We start from the raw sequence: 16,877 nt of genomic DNA, 5'->3' as shown, positions 1-16,877 counted from the left end.
CTTACAAGAAGATGAACTTGGCGATAAAGATCGCACAAAGCACCCAGAGACTGACGGATATTTCCTTGTGTTTACCGGTGCCAGCCTTGAGCACGACGTAAGTGATGAAGCCGAGCGCGATGCCATCGGCGACCGAGAACGTCAGAGGCATCATGATGGCGGTGACGATCGCTGGAATGCTGTCGGTCGCTTCGTCCCATTCGATATGGGCCATGCCACCCATCATCAGCATGGCGACATAGATCAGGGCGCCGGCTGTCGCATAAGCAGGGATCATCCCGGCCAGCGGCGCGAAGAACATGGCGGCGATGAACAGCACACCGACCGTGACTGCGGTAAGCCCCGTGCGGCCACCGGCCGCGACTCCGGCGGCGCTTTCCACGTAGCTGGTCACGGGCGGCACGCCGACCATGGCGCCGAACACGCTGGAAGCGCTGTCCGCCTTCAACGCCTTGGACAGGTTTTCGATCTTGCCATCCGGTTTCACCAGGCCGGCGCGCTGGGCCACGCCCATCAGCGTCCCGGCGGTATCGAACATATGTACGAACAGGAAAGCCAGCACCACGCTGATCATGCTGACGTTGAATACACCGGCCACGTCCATGGCCATCCAGGTCGGTGCCAGGCTGGGCGGCGTGGACATCACGCCGTTGTATTGCACCAGCCCCAGGCCCCAACCGGCCAGGGTCACGGCGATGATGCTGATGAGGATCGCGCCGAACACGCGGTGGTAGCTCAGCACGGCAATCATCAGGAAGCATACGGCAGCCAGCAGCGGTCCCGGTTCATGCAGCGAGCCCAGCTTGATCAGCGTGGCGGGGCTGTCGACGATGATGCCGGCGGTCTTCAGGCCGATCAGCCCGAGAAACAGCCCGACCCCCGCGCCCATCGCGTAGCGCAGGCTCACCGGGATACTGTTGAGCAGCCATTCACGCACCCGTGACAAGGTCAGGAACATGAACAGCACGCCGGAAATAAACACCGCGCCCAAGGCGGTTTCCCAGTTGTAGCCCATGGTGCCGACCACGGTGTAAGTGAAAAAGGCGTTTAATCCCATGCCCGGCGCAAGGCCCACCGGCCAGTTCGCGTAGAGGCCCATCAGCAGGCAACCCAGGGCGGCGGCAATGCAGGTGGCGACGAACGCGGCGCCATGATCGATGCCCGCGTCGGCCATGATGTTGGGGTTGACGAAAATGATGTAGGCCATGGTGATGAAAGTCGTCAAGCCGGCAATCAACTCGGTCTTCACCGTGGTGCCATGCAAGCTGAGTTTGAAGATGCGCTCCAGCCAGCCACTGCGTGATGGCGGCGAAAGATCCAAGGTCTGGGCTTCGGGTTTGCGGCTTTCCACAGCGAGTACTCCTCAAGAGTTTTATTGTTATTTCCGGCACCGCACGCCCCCTGGGGGTGGCGGCGAGGCATTGAGGCAGGTAAGGCTGGCGTAGTAGTTGACTTGTTGGTCAGGAACTCGCACGAAGCGAATTATGCTTTTGTATACAAATAAAGCAAATAATGTTTTCTGTTTTGTTGACGAAATTTCGAGCGATAGGGATATATCCCTTGTGCGGACGCTATCGCGAGCGAGCTCGCTCCCACAGTGGGCTGTGATGAATGCGAGATTTGTGGTCACCGCTGAACGCTATGAGAGCGAGTTTGCTCGCGATAGCGTTGGATCAAACGCTTTCACTCGCCAGATTTACCCAAGGCCAGGTTCACCGCCAGCCAGCCATCCACCGCCGCTTCCCCGGCCTCGGCAAACACCCGCTCCAGCAATTTCACTTGTTCGCGGCGCAGCGCCTGTTCGAATCGCTGGCCCTCGGCGGTCAGCTCCAACAATCGTTTGCGCTTGTCGGCCTCGGACGCGACGCTGTTGACCAGATGCATTTCCATCAATTGCCGCAATGGCATGTTCAATGCCTGTTTGGTCACGCCCAGCAGCGCCAGCAACTCCTTGACGCTCAAGGATGGGTAACGGGCGATGAAAAAGACGATGCGCTGATGCACTCGGCTTAAGCCCCGGCGTTCGAGCATTTCATCGGCCTTGGCGGTGAAAGCCTGATAACCAAAGAAGAATGCTTCCATGGCCATTTGCTGGGAGGTGGGGTTTTTAAGGTCAAGCATATTGACGTTTCCAGAAAGAGCGGGGTAATTTCAGTCAAGCAGTTTGACTTATATTTCCAACGCTTCGCTACAGGTGACCCCATGGCTTTTTCCGAACGTGTCTCGCGCCTCAAAAGTTCTCTTATCCGCGAAATCCTCGCCGCGGCGCAGCGCCCGGAAGTGATGTCGTTCGCCGGTGGCCTGCCGGCCGAAGCCATGTTGCCAAAAGTGGAGTGGGCGGCGATGCCGTTGTCCATGGGGCAATACGGCATGAGCGAAGGTGAGCCGGCCCTGCGCGAAGCGTTGGCGGCGCAGGCGCGGTCGTTAGGGCTGGCTTGTGAGGCGAGCCAGGTTTTGGTGGTCAGCGGTTCCCAGCAAACCCTCGACCTGACGGCGAAGTTGTACATCGACGTCGGCACCGAGGTGATGCTCGAGGCACCTACCTACCTGGCGGCCTTGCAGATCTTCCAACTGTTCGGCGCCGACTGCATCACTGTTCCCCTTGAGGCGGACGGCCCGGACCTGGAGCAACTGCGGGCGCGCCTGGAGCGGCATCGCCCGGCGTTCATCTACCTGATCCCGACGTTCCAGAATCCATCGGCGGTACGCTACAGCGAGGCCAAGCGCGATGCCGTGGCGGCGCTGCTGGATGAATTCGGCGTGACCCTGGTCGAAGACGAACCCTATCGCGAACTGACCTTCGACGGTGGCAGCGCCACGCCAATCGCCAGTCGCTTGAAAACGGCCAGCTGGATCTACACCGGCACCGTGTCGAAAACCCTGCTGCCGGGGCTGCGCGTGGGTTACCTGATCGCCAGTCCGGACCTGTTCCCGCACCTGCTGCGGCTCAAGCAGTCGGCGGACCTGCACACCAATCGCATCGGCCAGTGGCAGGCGCTGCAGTGGATTGGCACGGAGCAATATCGCCGCCATATGCAGGAGTTGAGGGATTTCTATCGGGATCGGCGCGACCGCTTCGAGGCTGCATTGCAAAGGCACTTTGCCGACATCGCCGATTGGAACACGCCCCAGGGTGGGCTATTTTTCTGGCTGACGCTCAAGCAACCGCTGGACACCCGCACCTTGCTCGCCGCAGCGTTGGCGGCTGACGTGGCGTTCATGCCAGGGGAACCGTTTTTCCCTGAGCCAGACAAGCATCCTGGCCACTTGCGCTTGAACTTCAGCCACATCGATCCGGCGCGACTGGATGAAGGGTTGAAGCGGTTGGCGGGGGTGGTACGGGGGGCGTTGGCGGTCAGGGCAGCCTGAGATATCCAGTGGATGGGCCGACCCCATCGCGAGCAAGCTCCCACAGGGGACCGTGCATGATTGCAGATTTGTAATCAGCACCAGCCTCCTGTGAGAGCGAGCTTGCTCGCGATGAGGCCTTGAAGCTCACCACAAAACAATCAGACCGCCGAAAACCGCTTATCCAGATAATCAATGATCACCTTGGATTCATACATCCAGGTGGTCTCGCCATTTTCTTCAATGCGCAGGCACGGCACCTTGATCCTGCCGCCCTGTTCCAGCAGCGTCTGGCGATCCTGCTCGTTGTTCTTGGCATCGTGCAAGGCCACCGGTACGTTCAGGCGACGCAGGGTCCGGCGAGTCTTCACGCAGAAGGGGCAGGCATGAAATTGATACAGGGTCAGGCTGCGAGCGGCCTGGTCGACTTGCGCCTGGGCGTCGGCCGGGCGCTGTTTCTTGCCGGGGCGGGTGATGAAATCGATAAGGATGATGAGCTGGCCCAGGCCAACTCGAAGCGCTTTGACGATCACGTTATAGCCTCACGGCAGGGAAGAAGAGGGCGCGCAGCTTACCTGATTTTTCGCAGGCGAAAAAAAACCGGCGATCAATGCCGGTTTTCTTCGAGCGACGTTTTTATTTGATCAGGCTTAGGAATTCCATGCGGGTCGCCGCATTTTCGCGGAATTCGCCCAGCATCACTGAAGTGATCATCGACGAGTTCTGCTTTTCCACACCGCGCATCATCATGCACATGTGCTTGGCCTCGATCACCACCGCCACGCCCAGGGCACCGGTCACCTGCTGGACCGCATCGGCGATCTGGCGACTGAGGTTTTCCTGGATCTGCAGGCGACGGGCGTACATATCGACGATGCGCGCGACCTTCGACAGGCCCAATACCTTGCCGCTCGGGATGTAGGCCACATGGGCCTTGCCGATAAACGGAAGCAAATGGTGTTCGCACAGCGAGTACAACTCGATGTCCTTGACCAGCACCATCTCGCTGTTGTCGGAGCTGAACAAGGCACCGTTGGTGACTTCTTCCAGGGTCTGTTCATAACCGCGGCAAAGGTACTGCATGGCCTTGGCAGCGCGCTTGGGCGTGTCGAGCAGGCCCTCGCGGGAAACGTCCTCGCCCAATTGGCCGAGAATCGCGGTGTAATTCTGTTCCAGAGACATGAAACTACCTGTGGGATTTTACGCAAAGGGCAAGGGTACGGTGGCGGACACGGCGCTGCAAGCTCGGCAATCGAGCGGTTACTCGTCGCGGCCTTCCATCATGGTGCGCTTGAGCATCACGTAGACCGCACCGGCGCCGCCGTGCTTCGCCTGGCAGGAGGTGAAGCCGAGCACTTGCGGGTGCTGGCGCAGCCAGGTGTTGACGTGGCTCTTGATCATGGGGCGCTTGCCGTCCAGCCGCACGGCTTTGCCGTGGGTGACGCGTACGCAGCGGATTTCGAATCTGGTGGCTTCGGCCAGGAAGGCCCAGAGGGTCTCCCGGGCTTTTTCGACGGTCATGCCGTGCAGGTCGAGGCTGCCTTCGAAGGGGATCTGGCCTACCTTCAGCTTGCGCATCTGGCTTTCCTGAACGCCGTCGCGCGCCCACATCAATTCATCTTCGGGGCCGACGTCGATGACGAACTGATCGGACAAGCCATCCACGGTTGTCGCGTCGGTGCGCACGGTGGCGGCCTGGCGCAGCTTGGCGATCTGTGCGCGATCGGCCTTGGGTTTGCCCGTTTCGGCGCGATCGTGTTTGATTGGTTTTACGCCCTGGATCGCACTTTTGAACAGGGAAAAGTCGTCGTCTTGCATGTCAGCCTCCGCGAAGGCCGGCCAGTTTACCCAACTCCCGGGGATTAGGGCGCGACAAAACGTCGGATGGCGGATCAGTCGTGTTTTTTCATCAGATGCGGAGCCATGGCCAGCTCCAGGGATTGGCGGGCGCGACGGCGGCAGCGCCGCCAGAGCCAGATGCCCAACAGCAGTACCAGCAGTCCGATTGCCAGGATGACCGCCGAACCCAGCGGTGTGGCGTTCAGCTCGCCCAGTGCGGGCGGGCGGCCAAGCAGGCTTGCGGCGCCAGCCATCGCCAGTAGCACGCCGAGCGTCGCCAGCAGGGCCGCGATCCCCGCGCCGATACGAAATCGCCAGTTGCTCGGGCCCTTGGGCCGCAAGCGACGTGCGTCAAAACCATCGGATATCTTCATTCCGACCTTCCTCAATGGGTATCGGCCCTTCGACCGGAAGATGTTCGGGTTGTTCCTGATACTCCAGTAATTGAAGCAAATGAGAGGCTTTTGCGGATGAGCGGCGCAGCAGGCCGCTCATCGAGCGCTATCAGGTGAAATCGTGGGTCAAGGCCAGCGTGGCGAAGTTGTCTGCCATGATCGCCATTTCGGTCTGGTGCACGTGGTCGGCGCTGAGTACGCCGCCCTTGTGCGGCAGATCACGAGTGGCGCAGGCGTCCTCGACCAGGGTGCAACGAAAGCCCAGGTTCTTGGCTGCCCGCACCGTGGTGCTGACGCTGGAGTGGCTCATGAAACCACAGACGATCAGGTCCAGGGGACCGAGGTCCTCCAGGCGCTTCTTCAGGTCAGTGCCGTGGAAAGCGCTCGGCAGCAGTTTTTCGATCACGGTTTCGTCGCCCTGGGGTTCAAGGCCCGGAATGAATTCGCCGCGCTCGCCCTGTGGATCGAACAGCCCGCCATGGGTGCCCAGGTGGCGCACATGTACGATCGGCCGGCCGGCGGCGCGGGCAGCGCCGAGCAATTGCTTGATGTTCGCGACCGCCGCATCCATGCCGCTCAGGGCGAGGGGGCCGGCGAGGTATTCTTTCTGGGCATCGATGATGATCAGGGTCGCTTGACTCAGGTTGGCCGCTGCGTAACCGCGGCCGCTGAGTTGAAACATCGTTTTTGGAACGGACATTCTGGGGCTCCTTGGAGTGGGGCTTTTGCGACATTGTCCTCTGGCGGAGCGGTTCTGTGAATCGCTTCCATCACAAGCACCGTCGTTGCTGGCCTACAGCCTTGTCAAGATAGACATCTTGTTCAATAGGGTTGACGGAAAACGGAAGGATCCTACGATTGCAGCGATATTTACTGTCGTCCTTGGAGCGCGTTTGGGTAGGCATGCGTTTGGCTGGTAGACTCGCCCGTCGATTTTCCTGGAGTTTGCCGCCGTGATCACTTCCCGCCTTCGTACCCTGCGCGACCATATCCGTTGGGCCGTCAGCCGTTTCCATGGGGAGGATCTGTTCTTTGGCCATGGCACCGACAACGCCTGGGACGAAGCGCGCCAGCTAGTCCTGGGCGCGTTGCACCTGCCCTGGGAAATTGCCGACAGCTACCTGGACTGCCGTCTAGAAGACGAGGAGTTGGTGCATGTGCAGCGTCTGCTGCGCCGACGTATCGCTGAGCGCATTCCGGCCGCTTACCTGTTAGGCGAGGCCTGGTTCTGCGGCATGTCGTTCATCGTCGACGAACGCGTGCTGATTCCGCGTTCGCCCATCGGCGAGTTGATCGAAAAACGCTTCGAGCCTTGGCTGGGCCAGGAGCCCGCGCGAATCCTCGACTTGTGTACCGGCTCCGGTTGCATCGGGATTGCCTGCGCCTACGAGTTCCCCGAGGCCGAGGTGGTGTTGGCCGACCTGTCGTTCGAAGCGCTGGAAGTCGCCAACCAGAACATCGAGCGCCACGGTGTGGACGAACGGGTGTTTACCGTCCAGGGCGATGGTTTCGATGGGCTTCCTGGGCAACGTTTCGACCTGATCGTGTCGAACCCGCCCTACGTCGACGCGGAAGATTTCGCCGACATGCCCCAGGAATACCAGCACGAGCCTGAGCTGGGCCTGGCCTGTGGCGACGACGGATTGAACCTGGTACGCCGGATGCTCGCCGAGGCGGCCGATCATCTGACGGACAAAGGATTGTTGATCGTCGAAGTGGGCAACAGCCAGGTTCATGTCGAGGCGCTTTATCCAGAAGTCGACTTCGCCTGGCTGGAGTTCGAGCGCGGTGGGCACGGCGTGTTCATGCTCAGCGCCGAGCAGTGCCGTGAGCACCAGGCGTTGTTCGCTTCGCGGGTTTGACGCTGGCTGTGTTGGCGACCGCGTTCGTGGCGAGGGGATAAATCCCCTCGCCACGGGAGTTGCGTCAGACACTTCTGAGCAGCCATCAATGCCGCGTAGCAATCCAGATCAGCAACCCGGCCTGGAACATCGCAAACGCCACCAGGCAGGTGATGGTGAAGCGCAGGCCCGTGTCTTCACGCTTGAACTTATTGACCTTCTCTTCCTGCTTCTGCAGCTTGACTTCCTGCTCCGCCAGATTCTGCTCGGCCTGTTGCAACATCTGCGCGGCTTCGAGAATCTCGACGAACTGCAGCTTCTCGGTGTTCCAGTCGCCCAGCAGCTCGCCAACCTGGGCTTGCTTGACGCTGCCCTTGAGGTGTTGGGCATCGGCGTAGACCACTTCGAAGCCGTGGGCTTTGAGGAAGTGATCACGACGCAAGCGGGTGTCTTCGTTCAGCGCGTCCTTATTGTTCAGGTCAGTGCCGTCAACCCGATAGGTCGACCAACGCTTCTTGGCCCAAGTGATGCCTTGGGCGGCGAGGAAGCGGCCAATGCCCCGGTTCAAGGGCTCGACTTGCAAGCTGTCGGGCGAGAAGAACAGGCGTTTCTCGACGTGGTCGGCCCACACGTCAAGGTGATTCTGTTCCTTGCGCACTCGCTGGCCGGGCAACTGAATGCTCATGCGCAGCAAGCTGCGTTCCTTGCTATGGCGCTCGGCATAGCTGAACTCGACAAACCGCAGCGGCCGCGCACCGGTGGCGCGATCGGTCTTGAGCGGGGCCAGCCGAAGCATCTTGTGATGTTCGGCCTCAACGTCCGTCCAAGGCAGCTCGGGCGCCGATGGGCCTGCTGGCGCGGCCGCTTCGGCGGCGATGTCGGGAGAAGTCTGAGTCTCAGTCATAACGGCAAAAGTCCTGTCCAGGCCGGCTTGTCGGCAGCCATTGCGCTGTCCGACACCGGTTTATCGGCCGGATTTGCCAAGACTAGAGGGCTATGGGCCACCAAACGCGCTTAACGGGGGGCCAACGTGCCAATAAAACTCAGGATGTGGGCACTGAGCTCCGCCGCCAAGGGCAGGTTCGGATCCTTGTAGGAGGCCAGTTGCCGCTTGACGTCGTTGGGCACGATGCGCATCACATGGTTCATGCCCTTGATCAGCGCCAGTTCGGCGTCGGGCTTGGCCACTTTCAATTGCCGGGCATCTTCGACGCTGACCTGGATATCGTGGCTGCCCTGGATGATCAGCGCCGGCATTTTCAGGGCTGCGAAGGCCTGGGCCGGATCCTGGCGGAACAGCGAGATCAAGTAAGGCTGCACGCTGGGGCGAAAGATGACCTGCAGTTGCGCAGGAACATTCGGGTCGGGACGGCCGGCCTTGAGGCTGTCGAGCAACTCGTTGCTGCGCAGCATCAGCGGCGGTGGCAGGCGGGCGCTGAGTTGCTGGCGCAAGACCTCGTCGATGGGGCGCGCGCTGCCGGCCACCGAGATGACCGCCGCCGCGTTGGCCTGGGGCGCGGCGAGGCTGGCGATCAGCGCCCCTTCGCTGTGGCCCAGCAGGATCAGTGGGCCCAGGCGAGGATCGGCGGCAAGCTTGTGGCTCCAGGCCACGGCGTCGGCTACGTAGGCTTCGACGCTCAGGTTGCGTTCGTCCGGTGTGGCGGCGAGGCTGGCGGCCACCCCGCGCTTGTCGTAGCGCACGCTGGCGATGTTCTGCCGGGCCAACACCCAGGCCAGGCGCTTGAGGCTGTCATTGCGCCCGCCTTCGGGGTTGTTTCCGTCACGATCCGTAGGGCCTGAGCCAGAAATGATCAGGACGACGGGCACCGGCGTGTCGGACTTTGGCAGCAGCAGGGAGCCGAAAAGTTCACCGTTGCCGGTGTCGAGGCTGATGGGACGTTGCAGGACGGTGGCCTGGGCGACGCCGCAGACCAGGCCCGTGAAGAGGGTAAGGCTCAACACAAACAGTTTTAACATCATGACGCCATGAGTTGCGAAGGTGCCGGTTGGACTGGCGGGCACTGATAAGGTTCGAGGATGAACTACTCGGGGAGCCTGCGTATACTGGCGCCCATCTCGATTTCTCAGCGATTTCTCGGAGCACCCTGCATGTCCGGCAATACCTACGGCAAGCTGTTCACCGTCACCACCGCGGGCGAAAGCCATGGCCCGGCGTTGGTCGCCATTGTCGACGGCTGCCCGCCGGGCCTGGAGATTTCCCTGGACGACCTTCAGCGTGACCTGGACCGCCGCAAGCCCGGCACCAGCCGCCACACCACCCAGCGCCAGGAAGCCGATGAGGTAGAAATCCTTTCCGGCGTCTTCGAGGGACGCACCACCGGCTGTGCCATTGGCCTGCTGATCCGTAACACCGACCAGAAGTCCAAGGACTACTCGGCCATCAAGGACCTGTTCCGCCCGGCTCACGCCGACTACACCTACCACCACAAATACGGCGAGCGCGACTACCGCGGCGGCGGGCGCAGCTCGGCCCGGGAAACCGCGATGCGCGTGGCGGCCGGGGCGATCGCCAAGAAATACCTGGCCAGCCAGGGCATCGTCATCCGCGGCTACATGAGCCAACTGGGCCCGATCGAAATTCCGTTCAAGACCTGGGACTCGGTCGAACAGAATGCCTTCTTCAGCCCCGACCCGGACAAGGTGCCGGAACTGGAGGCCTACATGGACCAGCTGCGCCGGGACCAGAATTCGGTTGGCGCGAAGATCACCGTGGTCGCCGAAGGCGTGATGCCTGGCCTTGGCGAGCCGATCTTTGACCGTCTCGACGCCGAGCTGGCCCACGCGCTGATGAGCATCAACGCGGTGAAGGGCGTGGAAATCGGCGCCGGTTTCGCCTGCGTCGCCCAGCGCGGCACCGAACACCGTGACGAACTGACGCCACAAGGTTTCCTGAGCAATAACGCCGGTGGGATTCTCGGCGGCATCTCGTCGGGCCAGCCGATCGTCGCGCACCTGGCCTTGAAGCCGACGTCCAGCATCACCACGCCGGGGCGCTCCATCGATATCTATGGCAACCCGGTGGACGTCATCACCAAGGGCCGCCATGATCCGTGCGTGGGCATCCGCGCCACGCCGATCGCCGAAGCGATGATGGCCATCGTGCTGATGGATCATCTGTTGCGCCATCGCGGCCAGAATGCCGACGTTCACGTTGGCACCCCGGTGCTGGGTCAGCTTTGATGGCTGGCCTGCCGACCGCCGTGGCCTGACGACCATGGCGGCGTTGCCGTACTGGCGGCTTTCCAGTTTCTACCTGTTCTATTTCGCGTTGCTCGGTTCCACCGCGCCGTTCCTGGCGCTGTACTTCGATCACCTGGGGTTCAACGCGGCACGCATCGGCGAACTGGTGGCGATCCCCATGCTGATGCGCTGCGTGGCGCCGAATCTCTGGGGGTGGCTGGGGGACTACACGGGCCGGCGCCTGGCGATCGTGCGGTTCGGCGCGATCTGCACGCTGCTGAGCTTCTCCCTGATCTTCATCGACAAAAGCTATGCCTGGCTGGCGATGGTCATGGCGCTGCATGCATTCTTCTGGCACGCGGTGCTGCCGCAGTTCGAAGTCATCACCCTGGCTCACTTGAGCGGACAAGCCTCGCGCTACAGCCAGATCCGCCTGTGGGGCTCCATCGGGTTCATCATCACGGTCGTTGTGCTCGGCCGCCTGTTCCAATGGCTGAGCCTGGACATTTATCCGGTGGCCCTGGCCTTGATCATGGGTGGCATCGTGCTGAGCAGCTTCTGGGTGCCCAACGCTCAGCCGGTGCAGGGGCCGCGGGTGGCCGGGGACGGATTCCTGCGGCAGTTGCGCAACCCAGGGGTGCTGGCGTTTTATGCCTGCGTCGGCCTGATGCAAATGAGCCACGGGCCGTATTACACCTTCCTGACGCTGCACCTGGAGCGCCTGGGCTATAGCCGTGGATTGATCGGCGTGCTCTGGGCCGTCGGCGTCGTGGCCGAAGTGTTGGTGTTCCTGTTCATGAGCCGGATCCTGGCGCGGTATTCCGTGCGTCGGGTGCTGATGGTCAGTTTCCTGTTGGCGGCGCTGCGCTGGTTGCTGCTCGGCTCGCTGGCCGAATTCCTCTGGGTATTGTTGTTTGCCCAGGTGCTCCACGCCGCGACGTTCGGCAGCTTTCACGCCGCTGCCATCCATTTCGTGCAACGTAGTTTCGGCCCGCGCCAACAAGGTCAGGGCCAGGCGCTGTACGCCGCGCTGGCCGGCACCGGTGGAGCGCTGGGGGCGTTGTACTCCGGCTATAGCTGGAATGGCATGGGCGCCGGTTGGACATTCAACATCGCCAGCCTCGCAGCCTTCGCTGCAGCCGTTATCATTGCCACACGCATGCAAGAGGACAGGCCATGAGCCTTACCCGTGAACAGCTCGCCCAGCAGATCATCGACGCCGGGCGTTTTTTGTACGGTCGCGGTTGGTCCCCGGCCACCAGCAGCAATTATTCGACCCGTTTAGCGCCCGACCAAGCCTTGCTCACCGTGTCGGGCAAGCACAAAGGGCAGTTGGGCATCGACGATGTGCTCGCCACCGACCTGGATGGCAACAGCCTGGAGCCGGGCAAGAAACCGTCCGCTGAAACCTTGCTGCACACCCAGCTGTATCGCTGGCGCCCACAGATCGGCGCGGTGCTGCATACCCACTCGGTAAACGCCACGGTGCTGTCGCGCCTGACCGGCGAAGCGTTCCTTGACTTTGAAGACTATGAACTGCAAAAAGCCTTCAGCGGCGTCACGACCCATGAGTCCCGGGTCCGCGTGCCGATTTTCGACAACGACCAGGACATCGCGCGCCTGGCCGCCAAGGTCCAACCCTGGCTGGACGCGCATCCCGATTGCGCCGGCTACCTGATCCGTGGCCACGGCCTGTACACCTGGGGGGCGGGCATGAGCGATGCGCTGCGCCAGATCGAAGCGTTCGAATTCCTGTTCGAGTGCGAACTCAAGACCCGCGCACTCCTGAACCGATAATTGCTGGAGCCATTGCCATGAGCAGCCTGTCCGTCTACCACGTCTCAAGTCCAGAGATTCCGAACAAGGTACTGACCCACTTCGAGGACATCGCCTCGACCCTGGCCGAAAAGGGCGTGCGGTTCGACCGTTGGGAAGCCGCGACGAAAATCCAGCCCGGCGCCAGCCCGGAAGAAGTGATCGCCGCCTACAAGACCCAGATCGACCAATTGATGACCGAGCGCGGCTACGTCACGGTCGACGTCATCAGCCTCAACAGCGACCATCCGCAGAAAGCCGAACTGAGGGCCAAGTTTCTTGATGAACACCGGCATGGCGAGGACGAGGTGCGATTTTTCGTTGCCGGTCGGGGCCTGTTTACCTTGCACATCGACGATTACGTCTACGCGGTCCTGTGCGAGAAGAACGACCTGATCTCGGTGCCCGCCGGTACCCCGCACTGGTTCGACATGGGAGAGCACCCGCATTTTGTCGCCATTCGCCTGTTCAACAACCCGCAAGGCTGGGTCGCGAAGTTCACCGGCGATGACATCGCCAGCCGCTTCCCGCGCCTGGAGGACTGACGTCGTGACGATCAAAGCCATCCTCACCGATATCGAGGGCACCACCAGCGCGGTGAGTTTTGTCTTCGACGTGCTGTTTCCCTATGCCGCCGAGCACCTGCCGGACTTTATCCGCCACAACGCCGGGCGCGCCGACGTTGCTCAACAGTTGGACGCTGTGCGTCGGGACAGTGGCGAGCCGGACGCTGATATCAAACGGGTTATCGCGATCCTCTTGGGCTGGATCGCCGAGGACCGCAAGGCTACGCCGCTCAAGGCGTTGCAAGGCATGGTCTGGGAGCAGGGCTACGAGGCCGGGCAATTGAAAGGTCACGTTTATCCGGATGCGGTGGATGCGCTGAAACATTGGCATCAGCAAGGCTACCGGTTGTTTGTGTATTCCTCGGGCTCGATCCAGGCGCAAAAGTTGATTTTCGGTTGCTCCGAAGCCGGTGACTTGTCGTCGCTGTTCAGCGGTTATTTCGACACGACCTCGGGGCCCAAGCGGGACGTGCAGTCCTACCAGCGGATCAGCGAGGCGGTGGGTGTCGCGTCGGGGGAAATCCTGTTTCTGTCGGACATCGTGCAAGAACTGGACGCGGCCCGTGACGCCGGGATGGCCACGTGTGGCCTGGCGCGTGACGGGGGCGACCTGTCCGGGCACGAAACCGTGGAAAGTTTTGCTCGAATCGATCCGTCCCGGTTCGGCGCTTGAACGGCGGACAAAAAAAATCAGGCCTGGAGCCATAAGCTCCAGGCCTGATCCCAACACAGCGTGTCAGGCGCTGTGGTAGGTCGGTAGCGCGAAGCGATGCTGGCTTTGCAGCATCGCCACAGGCGGCAATTCGCTGGCTTGTTCAGCCAGATCGCGGCGAATGGCACTGATGGCCCAGGACAACTGGTCCCCGGCGTGCAATTGCGCATAGGAAATCGTGCGTTTGAACAGTTTGCCGTCGCTGTTGCGCAAGGTCAGCAGGATCCCGCCATCCGGGCGTGCCTGGGTAGTGACTTCGTAGTTGGAAAACAGCGATGCAAACTTCTCTTGAATCATGTTCATCGTTCATTGCTCCATGGTATGGCAAACCGTGGAGAGGTAGTTGCAGTGTCTGTGCCAGTATTTGATTTGTCAAAAAATCCTTTTAAAACAATAGGTTAATGAATATCTATATTTTTGCTTTCGTGCAAGTTGCATGAACGGCCATCGTGCATCCTGCATTTTGCGTGGTCCGACAATTATTTTTGGAACCAAACCGTGTCCCCGCGCTCACGCTTCGCCTGTTCCATGCAGCGGATACAAAACATTGCAAAAACCGCGTGTACAGCCTTGGAATCGCTGGCGTACTTTCGATCCAGATTTCGCATAACCCCACACAAGAACCGCGACCCATAAGGTCGGCCGGGGAAGGATCACCCATGAGTCGTACACCCAGCGACGCTATTACCTGGGGCATGATGTTGCGCAAGTTGCCCGCCATCGCCAGAGCTGTTCCCCGCATTGTCAAAGGCATGAAACTCGCCAACGTCCAGGACCCCGCGCAGCCCTGCGGCCTGGGCTGGTGCTTCGAACAAGCCACGCTACGCAACCCCCAAGGCCCGGCGCTACTGTGTGGCGATACGGTGCTGAGTTATGCACAGGTCAACGAGCAGGCCAATCGCATCGCCCATTACTTGTTGGCGCGAGGCGTCGCGAAGGGCGACTGCGTAGCGATTTTCATCGAGAACCGTCCACAATTGCTGATCACGGTGCTGGCGGTGGCGAAAGTCGGCGCGGTCAGCGCGATGATCAACACCTCGCAAACGGGGGATGCTCTGGTCCACAGCCTCGCATTGGTCGCGCCTGTTGCGGTGGTGGTCGGGGATGAGCGGGTCGCGGTGTTCAACGATGTGCGCGGTCGAACCGCGCTACCTGATGCTCGAACGTGGTGGGTGGCGGACCAGGATGCCTCCTCGGCGCCGTCCGGATTTGTCGACCTGATGGGCACAAGCCAGCAATTCCCCGGCGCCAACCCGGCCAGCAGCCAGCAGGTGTTTTTCAACGATCCCTGTTTCTATCTCTACACCTCCGGCACCACGGGGCTACCGAAGGCGGGGGTGTTCCGCCACGGCCGCTGGATGCGCACGTCCACCAGTTTCGGCCTGATCGCCTTGGACATGCAGCCCGACGACATCGTCTATTGCACGCTGCCGCTGTATCACGCCACCGGGTTATGTGTGTGCTGGGGCGCGGCGATCTGCGGTGCCTCGGGATTTGCGATCCGCCGCAAGTTCAGCGCCAGCCAGTTCTGGAGCGACGTGAGAAAGTATCGAGCGACGACCCTGGGTTACGTCGGTGAGCTGTGCCGTTACCTGGTCGATCAGCCTGCCAGCATCACGGACCGGCAGCACCGCGTGACGAAAATGATCGGCAATGGCCTGCGCCCTGGCGCCTGGGCGGCGTTCAAGACACGTTTCGGCGTTGACCACATCTGTGAACTTTACGCGGCCAGCGACGGCAACATCGGGTTTACCAACATCCTGAACTTCGACAATACGGTCGGGTTTTCACTGATGGCCTGGGAGCTCGTGCAATACGATCACGACAGCGGCGCGCCCTTGCGCAACCTGCAAGGCCGCATGCAAAAGGTCCCCAAGGGCGAACCGGGCCTGCTATTGGCGCGCATCGACGAAAAGGCGCCGCTGGATGGCTATACCGATCCGGCGAAGACCGAGAAAACCATCCACCGGGACGTTTTCGTCCCGGGCGACCGTTATTTCAACACCGGTGATTTGCTGCGCAACATCGGTTTCGGCCACGGGCAGTTCGTCGATCGTCTCGGCGACACCTACCGCTGGAAAGGCGAAAACGTCTCCACCACGGAAGTCGAGAACGTGCTGCTGCAGCATCCGCAGATTGCCGAGGCGGTGGCCTATGGCGTCGAGATCAACGGCACCAATGGTCGCGCCGGCATGGCCGCGATCACACCGGCCGAATCCCTGGCGACCCTGGACTTCAATGAACTGCTGCGGTTTCTCCAGTGCAAACTGCCCGCCTACGCGGTACCGCTGTTCTTGCGCATCAAGGTGAAGATGGACACCACCGGCACCTTCAAATACCGCAAAACCCGTCTCAAGACCGAGGCTTTCGACCCGTGCCAGACAGGCGATGAGCCGATCTACGCCTGGCTGCCCGAGACCTCGACCTATGTGCCCGTGGACCGGCAATTGGCGATGCGCATCCAAGGGGGACAGTACCGCTATTGATTCTGGCTATGAGCATCGCAGAGAAAAAAGGGATGACAGCCCCGGAGTCCCTCGGGAAACTAGCGGCTTTGTGATGAGCCTGATGGAGTTTTCCCATGTCTGATACAAGCCGCCAGATGACCCCGGAAGAAGCAGCGGAATTTGCCGAGCAGGTCTTCAACGTTGCCCGCCAGGGCGACGCCGCGATGATGGCCGCGCTGCTGAGCAAGGGCTTGCCGCCGAACTTGCGCAATCACAAGGGCGATACCTTGCTGATGCTGGCCGCGTACCACGGGCATGTCGAGACGGTAAAAGTCTTGCTGGAACACAAGGCCGATCCGGAAATCCGCAACGACAACGGTCAGAGTCCCATTGCCGGTGCAGCGTTCAAGGGTGACCTTGCGGTGGTTTCAGCCCTGGTGGACGGTGGCGCGCAAGTGGAAGGTTCCTCGTTCGACGGTCGCACGGCATTGATGATGGCGGCGATGTTCAACCGAGTCGAAATCGTCGATTACCTGATCGGCAAAGGCGCCGACCCGAAGGCCAAGGATGCCAACGGCGTCTCGGCACTGGACGCGGCCAGGACCATGGGCGCGGTGGACACCACGGCGCAATTGGAGAAGTTGTTGGGCTGACCTCGCCAAAGGGAGTGGGGGATGCGCTATCCTTCGCGCCCGAAAAAAACACATCGCCAC

19 protein-coding genes are annotated in these 16,877 nt (G+C 61.2%); 9 read left to right on the top strand and 10 right to left on the bottom strand.

What is annotated here, in order from left to right:
• Position 1: 1 nt before the first annotated feature.
• Entirely contained in the window at positions 2-1,351 is a 1,350-nt protein-coding gene (locus ACLK1G_RS19840; protein WP_420766970.1) for an NCS2 family permease, read from the bottom strand.
• A 332-nt stretch (positions 1,352-1,683) separates the two neighbouring features.
• Positions 1,684-2,121: a MarR family winged helix-turn-helix transcriptional regulator gene (locus ACLK1G_RS19835; RefSeq protein WP_420766969.1), complete on the bottom strand. Its 438-nt coding sequence runs from the start codon at positions 2,119-2,121 to the stop codon at positions 1,684-1,686.
• Positions 2,122-2,202: 81 nt separating this feature from the next.
• On the opposite strand from ACLK1G_RS19835, the gene ACLK1G_RS19830 reads away from it, so the two are divergent.
• Positions 2,203-3,369: an aminotransferase-like domain-containing protein gene (locus tag ACLK1G_RS19830; RefSeq protein ID WP_420766968.1), complete on the top strand. Its 1,167-nt coding sequence runs from the start codon at positions 2,203-2,205 to the stop codon at positions 3,367-3,369.
• 140 nt (positions 3,370-3,509) lie between these two features.
• Here ACLK1G_RS19830 and ACLK1G_RS19825 read toward each other — a convergent pair whose 3' ends face one another.
• The 5 genes from ACLK1G_RS19825 to ACLK1G_RS19805 all read right to left on the bottom strand — a co-directional run bounded on the left by ACLK1G_RS19825 (position 3,510) and on the right by ACLK1G_RS19805 (position 6,282).
• Positions 3,510-3,881, bottom strand: a complete 372-nt coding sequence (locus tag ACLK1G_RS19825; protein WP_420766967.1) for a glutathione S-transferase N-terminal domain-containing protein — start codon at positions 3,879-3,881, stop codon at positions 3,510-3,512.
• Between the two features lie 103 nt (positions 3,882-3,984).
• The gene (gene folE, locus ACLK1G_RS19820) at positions 3,985-4,530 is read right to left on the bottom strand and encodes a GTP cyclohydrolase I FolE (protein WP_030142335.1); all 546 of its coding nucleotides are present in this window, start codon (positions 4,528-4,530) and stop codon (positions 3,985-3,987) included.
• Between the two features lie 78 nt (positions 4,531-4,608).
• Positions 4,609-5,166, bottom strand: coding sequence for a Smr/MutS family protein (locus tag ACLK1G_RS19815; protein WP_045156639.1), 558 nt, complete (start codon positions 5,164-5,166; stop codon positions 4,609-4,611).
• A 74-nt stretch (positions 5,167-5,240) separates the two neighbouring features.
• On the bottom strand, positions 5,241-5,561 hold the full coding sequence (locus ACLK1G_RS19810; protein WP_420766966.1) for a hypothetical protein: 321 nt from the start codon (positions 5,559-5,561) through the stop codon (positions 5,241-5,243).
• 130 nt (positions 5,562-5,691) lie between these two features.
• Entirely contained in the window at positions 5,692-6,282 is a 591-nt protein-coding gene (locus ACLK1G_RS19805; protein WP_420766965.1) for a cysteine hydrolase family protein, read from the bottom strand.
• A gap of 253 nt (positions 6,283-6,535) precedes the next feature.
• On the opposite strand from ACLK1G_RS19805, the gene prmB reads away from it, so the two are divergent.
• Complete coding sequence (gene prmB / locus ACLK1G_RS19800) at positions 6,536-7,444, top strand: 50S ribosomal protein L3 N(5)-glutamine methyltransferase (RefSeq protein ID WP_420766964.1); 909 nt, start codon at positions 6,536-6,538, stop codon at positions 7,442-7,444.
• Positions 7,445-7,529: 85 nt separating this feature from the next.
• Here prmB and ACLK1G_RS19795 read toward each other — a convergent pair whose 3' ends face one another.
• Positions 7,530-8,327, bottom strand: a complete 798-nt coding sequence (locus ACLK1G_RS19795; protein WP_420766963.1) for a hypothetical protein — start codon at positions 8,325-8,327, stop codon at positions 7,530-7,532.
• Positions 8,328-8,437: 110 nt separating this feature from the next.
• A complete protein-coding gene (locus ACLK1G_RS19790) occupies positions 8,438-9,403 on the bottom strand; it encodes an alpha/beta hydrolase (protein WP_420766962.1) in 966 nt (321 codons plus the stop codon).
• A 129-nt stretch (positions 9,404-9,532) separates the two neighbouring features.
• Here ACLK1G_RS19790 and aroC point away from each other — a divergent pair, with 129 nt between their 5' ends.
• The 5 genes from aroC to mtnC are packed head-to-tail and all read left to right on the top strand — an operon-like array spanning position 9,533 to position 13,678.
• Positions 9,533-10,624, top strand: a complete 1,092-nt coding sequence (aroC, locus tag ACLK1G_RS19785) for a chorismate synthase (protein WP_420766961.1) — start codon at positions 9,533-9,535, stop codon at positions 10,622-10,624.
• A 34-nt stretch (positions 10,625-10,658) separates the two neighbouring features.
• A complete protein-coding gene (locus ACLK1G_RS19780; RefSeq protein WP_420766998.1) occupies positions 10,659-11,804 on the top strand; it encodes an MFS transporter in 1,146 nt (381 codons plus the stop codon).
• Entirely contained in the window at positions 11,801-12,421 is a 621-nt protein-coding gene (locus ACLK1G_RS19775; RefSeq protein ID WP_420766960.1) for a methylthioribulose 1-phosphate dehydratase, read from the top strand. The genes ACLK1G_RS19780 and ACLK1G_RS19775 overlap by 4 nt, the downstream gene beginning before the upstream one ends.
• A gap of 17 nt (positions 12,422-12,438) precedes the next feature.
• Positions 12,439-12,984 carry a 1,2-dihydroxy-3-keto-5-methylthiopentene dioxygenase gene (locus tag ACLK1G_RS19770; protein ID WP_420766959.1) on the top strand — a complete coding sequence of 182 codons (546 nt, stop codon included), beginning with the start codon at positions 12,439-12,441 and terminating at the stop codon, positions 12,982-12,984.
• A gap of 4 nt (positions 12,985-12,988) precedes the next feature.
• Positions 12,989-13,678, top strand: a complete 690-nt coding sequence (gene mtnC, locus ACLK1G_RS19765; protein ID WP_420766958.1) for an acireductone synthase — start codon at positions 12,989-12,991, stop codon at positions 13,676-13,678.
• 63 nt (positions 13,679-13,741) lie between these two features.
• On the opposite strand, the gene ACLK1G_RS19760 is transcribed toward mtnC, so the two are convergent.
• Positions 13,742-14,020 (bottom strand): DUF3509 domain-containing protein, encoded by a 279-nt coding sequence (locus ACLK1G_RS19760; protein WP_030142324.1) that lies wholly within the window; start codon positions 14,018-14,020, stop codon positions 13,742-13,744.
• Positions 14,021-14,376: 356 nt separating this feature from the next.
• Between ACLK1G_RS19760 and ACLK1G_RS19755 the strand changes: the two genes are divergently transcribed.
• Together ACLK1G_RS19755 and ACLK1G_RS19750 are read left to right on the top strand one after the other, a co-directional pair.
• Complete coding sequence (locus tag ACLK1G_RS19755) at positions 14,377-16,203, top strand: long-chain-acyl-CoA synthetase (protein ID WP_420766957.1); 1,827 nt, start codon at positions 14,377-14,379, stop codon at positions 16,201-16,203.
• 95 nt (positions 16,204-16,298) lie between these two features.
• Positions 16,299-16,817 (top strand): ankyrin repeat domain-containing protein, encoded by a 519-nt coding sequence (locus ACLK1G_RS19750; RefSeq protein WP_420766956.1) that lies wholly within the window; start codon positions 16,299-16,301, stop codon positions 16,815-16,817.
• Positions 16,818-16,877: the final 60 nt, after the last annotated feature.

Origin of the sequence: Pseudomonas algeriensis (genome assembly GCF_048847255.1) — a bacterium.
Lineage (GTDB): Bacteria > Pseudomonadota > Gammaproteobacteria > Pseudomonadales > Pseudomonadaceae > Aquipseudomonas.
The sequence above is the reverse complement of the archived record's forward strand: the minus strand, read 5'-3'. Positions and strand labels throughout refer to the sequence as shown.

Bases quoted from the DNA above. Each gene is read 5' to 3' on its own strand.
- ACLK1G_RS19835 (WP_420766969.1), bottom strand. From the start codon at position 2,121: ATGCTTGACCTTAAAAACCCCACCTCCCAGCAAATGGCCATGGAAGCA.
- ACLK1G_RS19830 (WP_420766968.1), top strand. From the start codon at position 2,203: ATGGCTTTTTCCGAACGTGTCTCGCGCCTCAAAAGTTCTCTTATCCGC.
- folE (WP_030142335.1), bottom strand. From the start codon at position 4,530: ATGTCTCTGGAACAGAATTACACCGCGATTCTCGGCCAATTGGGCGAG.
- ACLK1G_RS19815 (WP_045156639.1), bottom strand. From the start codon at position 5,166: ATGCAAGACGACGACTTTTCCCTGTTCAAAAGTGCGATCCAGGGCGTA.
- ACLK1G_RS19810 (WP_420766966.1), bottom strand. From the start codon at position 5,561: ATGAAGATATCCGATGGTTTTGACGCACGTCGCTTGCGGCCCAAGGGC.
- ACLK1G_RS19805 (WP_420766965.1), bottom strand. From the start codon at position 6,282: ATGTCCGTTCCAAAAACGATGTTTCAACTCAGCGGCCGCGGTTACGCA.
- ACLK1G_RS19795 (WP_420766963.1), bottom strand. From the start codon at position 8,327: ATGACTGAGACTCAGACTTCTCCCGACATCGCCGCCGAAGCGGCCGCG.
- ACLK1G_RS19790 (WP_420766962.1), bottom strand. From the start codon at position 9,403: ATGATGTTAAAACTGTTTGTGTTGAGCCTTACCCTCTTCACGGGCCTG.
- aroC (WP_420766961.1), top strand. From the start codon at position 9,533: ATGTCCGGCAATACCTACGGCAAGCTGTTCACCGTCACCACCGCGGGC.
- ACLK1G_RS19780 (WP_420766998.1), top strand. From the start codon at position 10,659: ATGGCGGCGTTGCCGTACTGGCGGCTTTCCAGTTTCTACCTGTTCTAT.
- ACLK1G_RS19775 (WP_420766960.1), top strand. From the start codon at position 11,801: ATGAGCCTTACCCGTGAACAGCTCGCCCAGCAGATCATCGACGCCGGG.
- ACLK1G_RS19770 (WP_420766959.1), top strand. From the start codon at position 12,439: ATGAGCAGCCTGTCCGTCTACCACGTCTCAAGTCCAGAGATTCCGAAC.
- ACLK1G_RS19760 (WP_030142324.1), bottom strand. From the start codon at position 14,020: ATGAACATGATTCAAGAGAAGTTTGCATCGCTGTTTTCCAACTACGAA.
- ACLK1G_RS19755 (WP_420766957.1), top strand. From the start codon at position 14,377: ATGAGTCGTACACCCAGCGACGCTATTACCTGGGGCATGATGTTGCGC.
- ACLK1G_RS19750 (WP_420766956.1), top strand. From the start codon at position 16,299: ATGTCTGATACAAGCCGCCAGATGACCCCGGAAGAAGCAGCGGAATTT.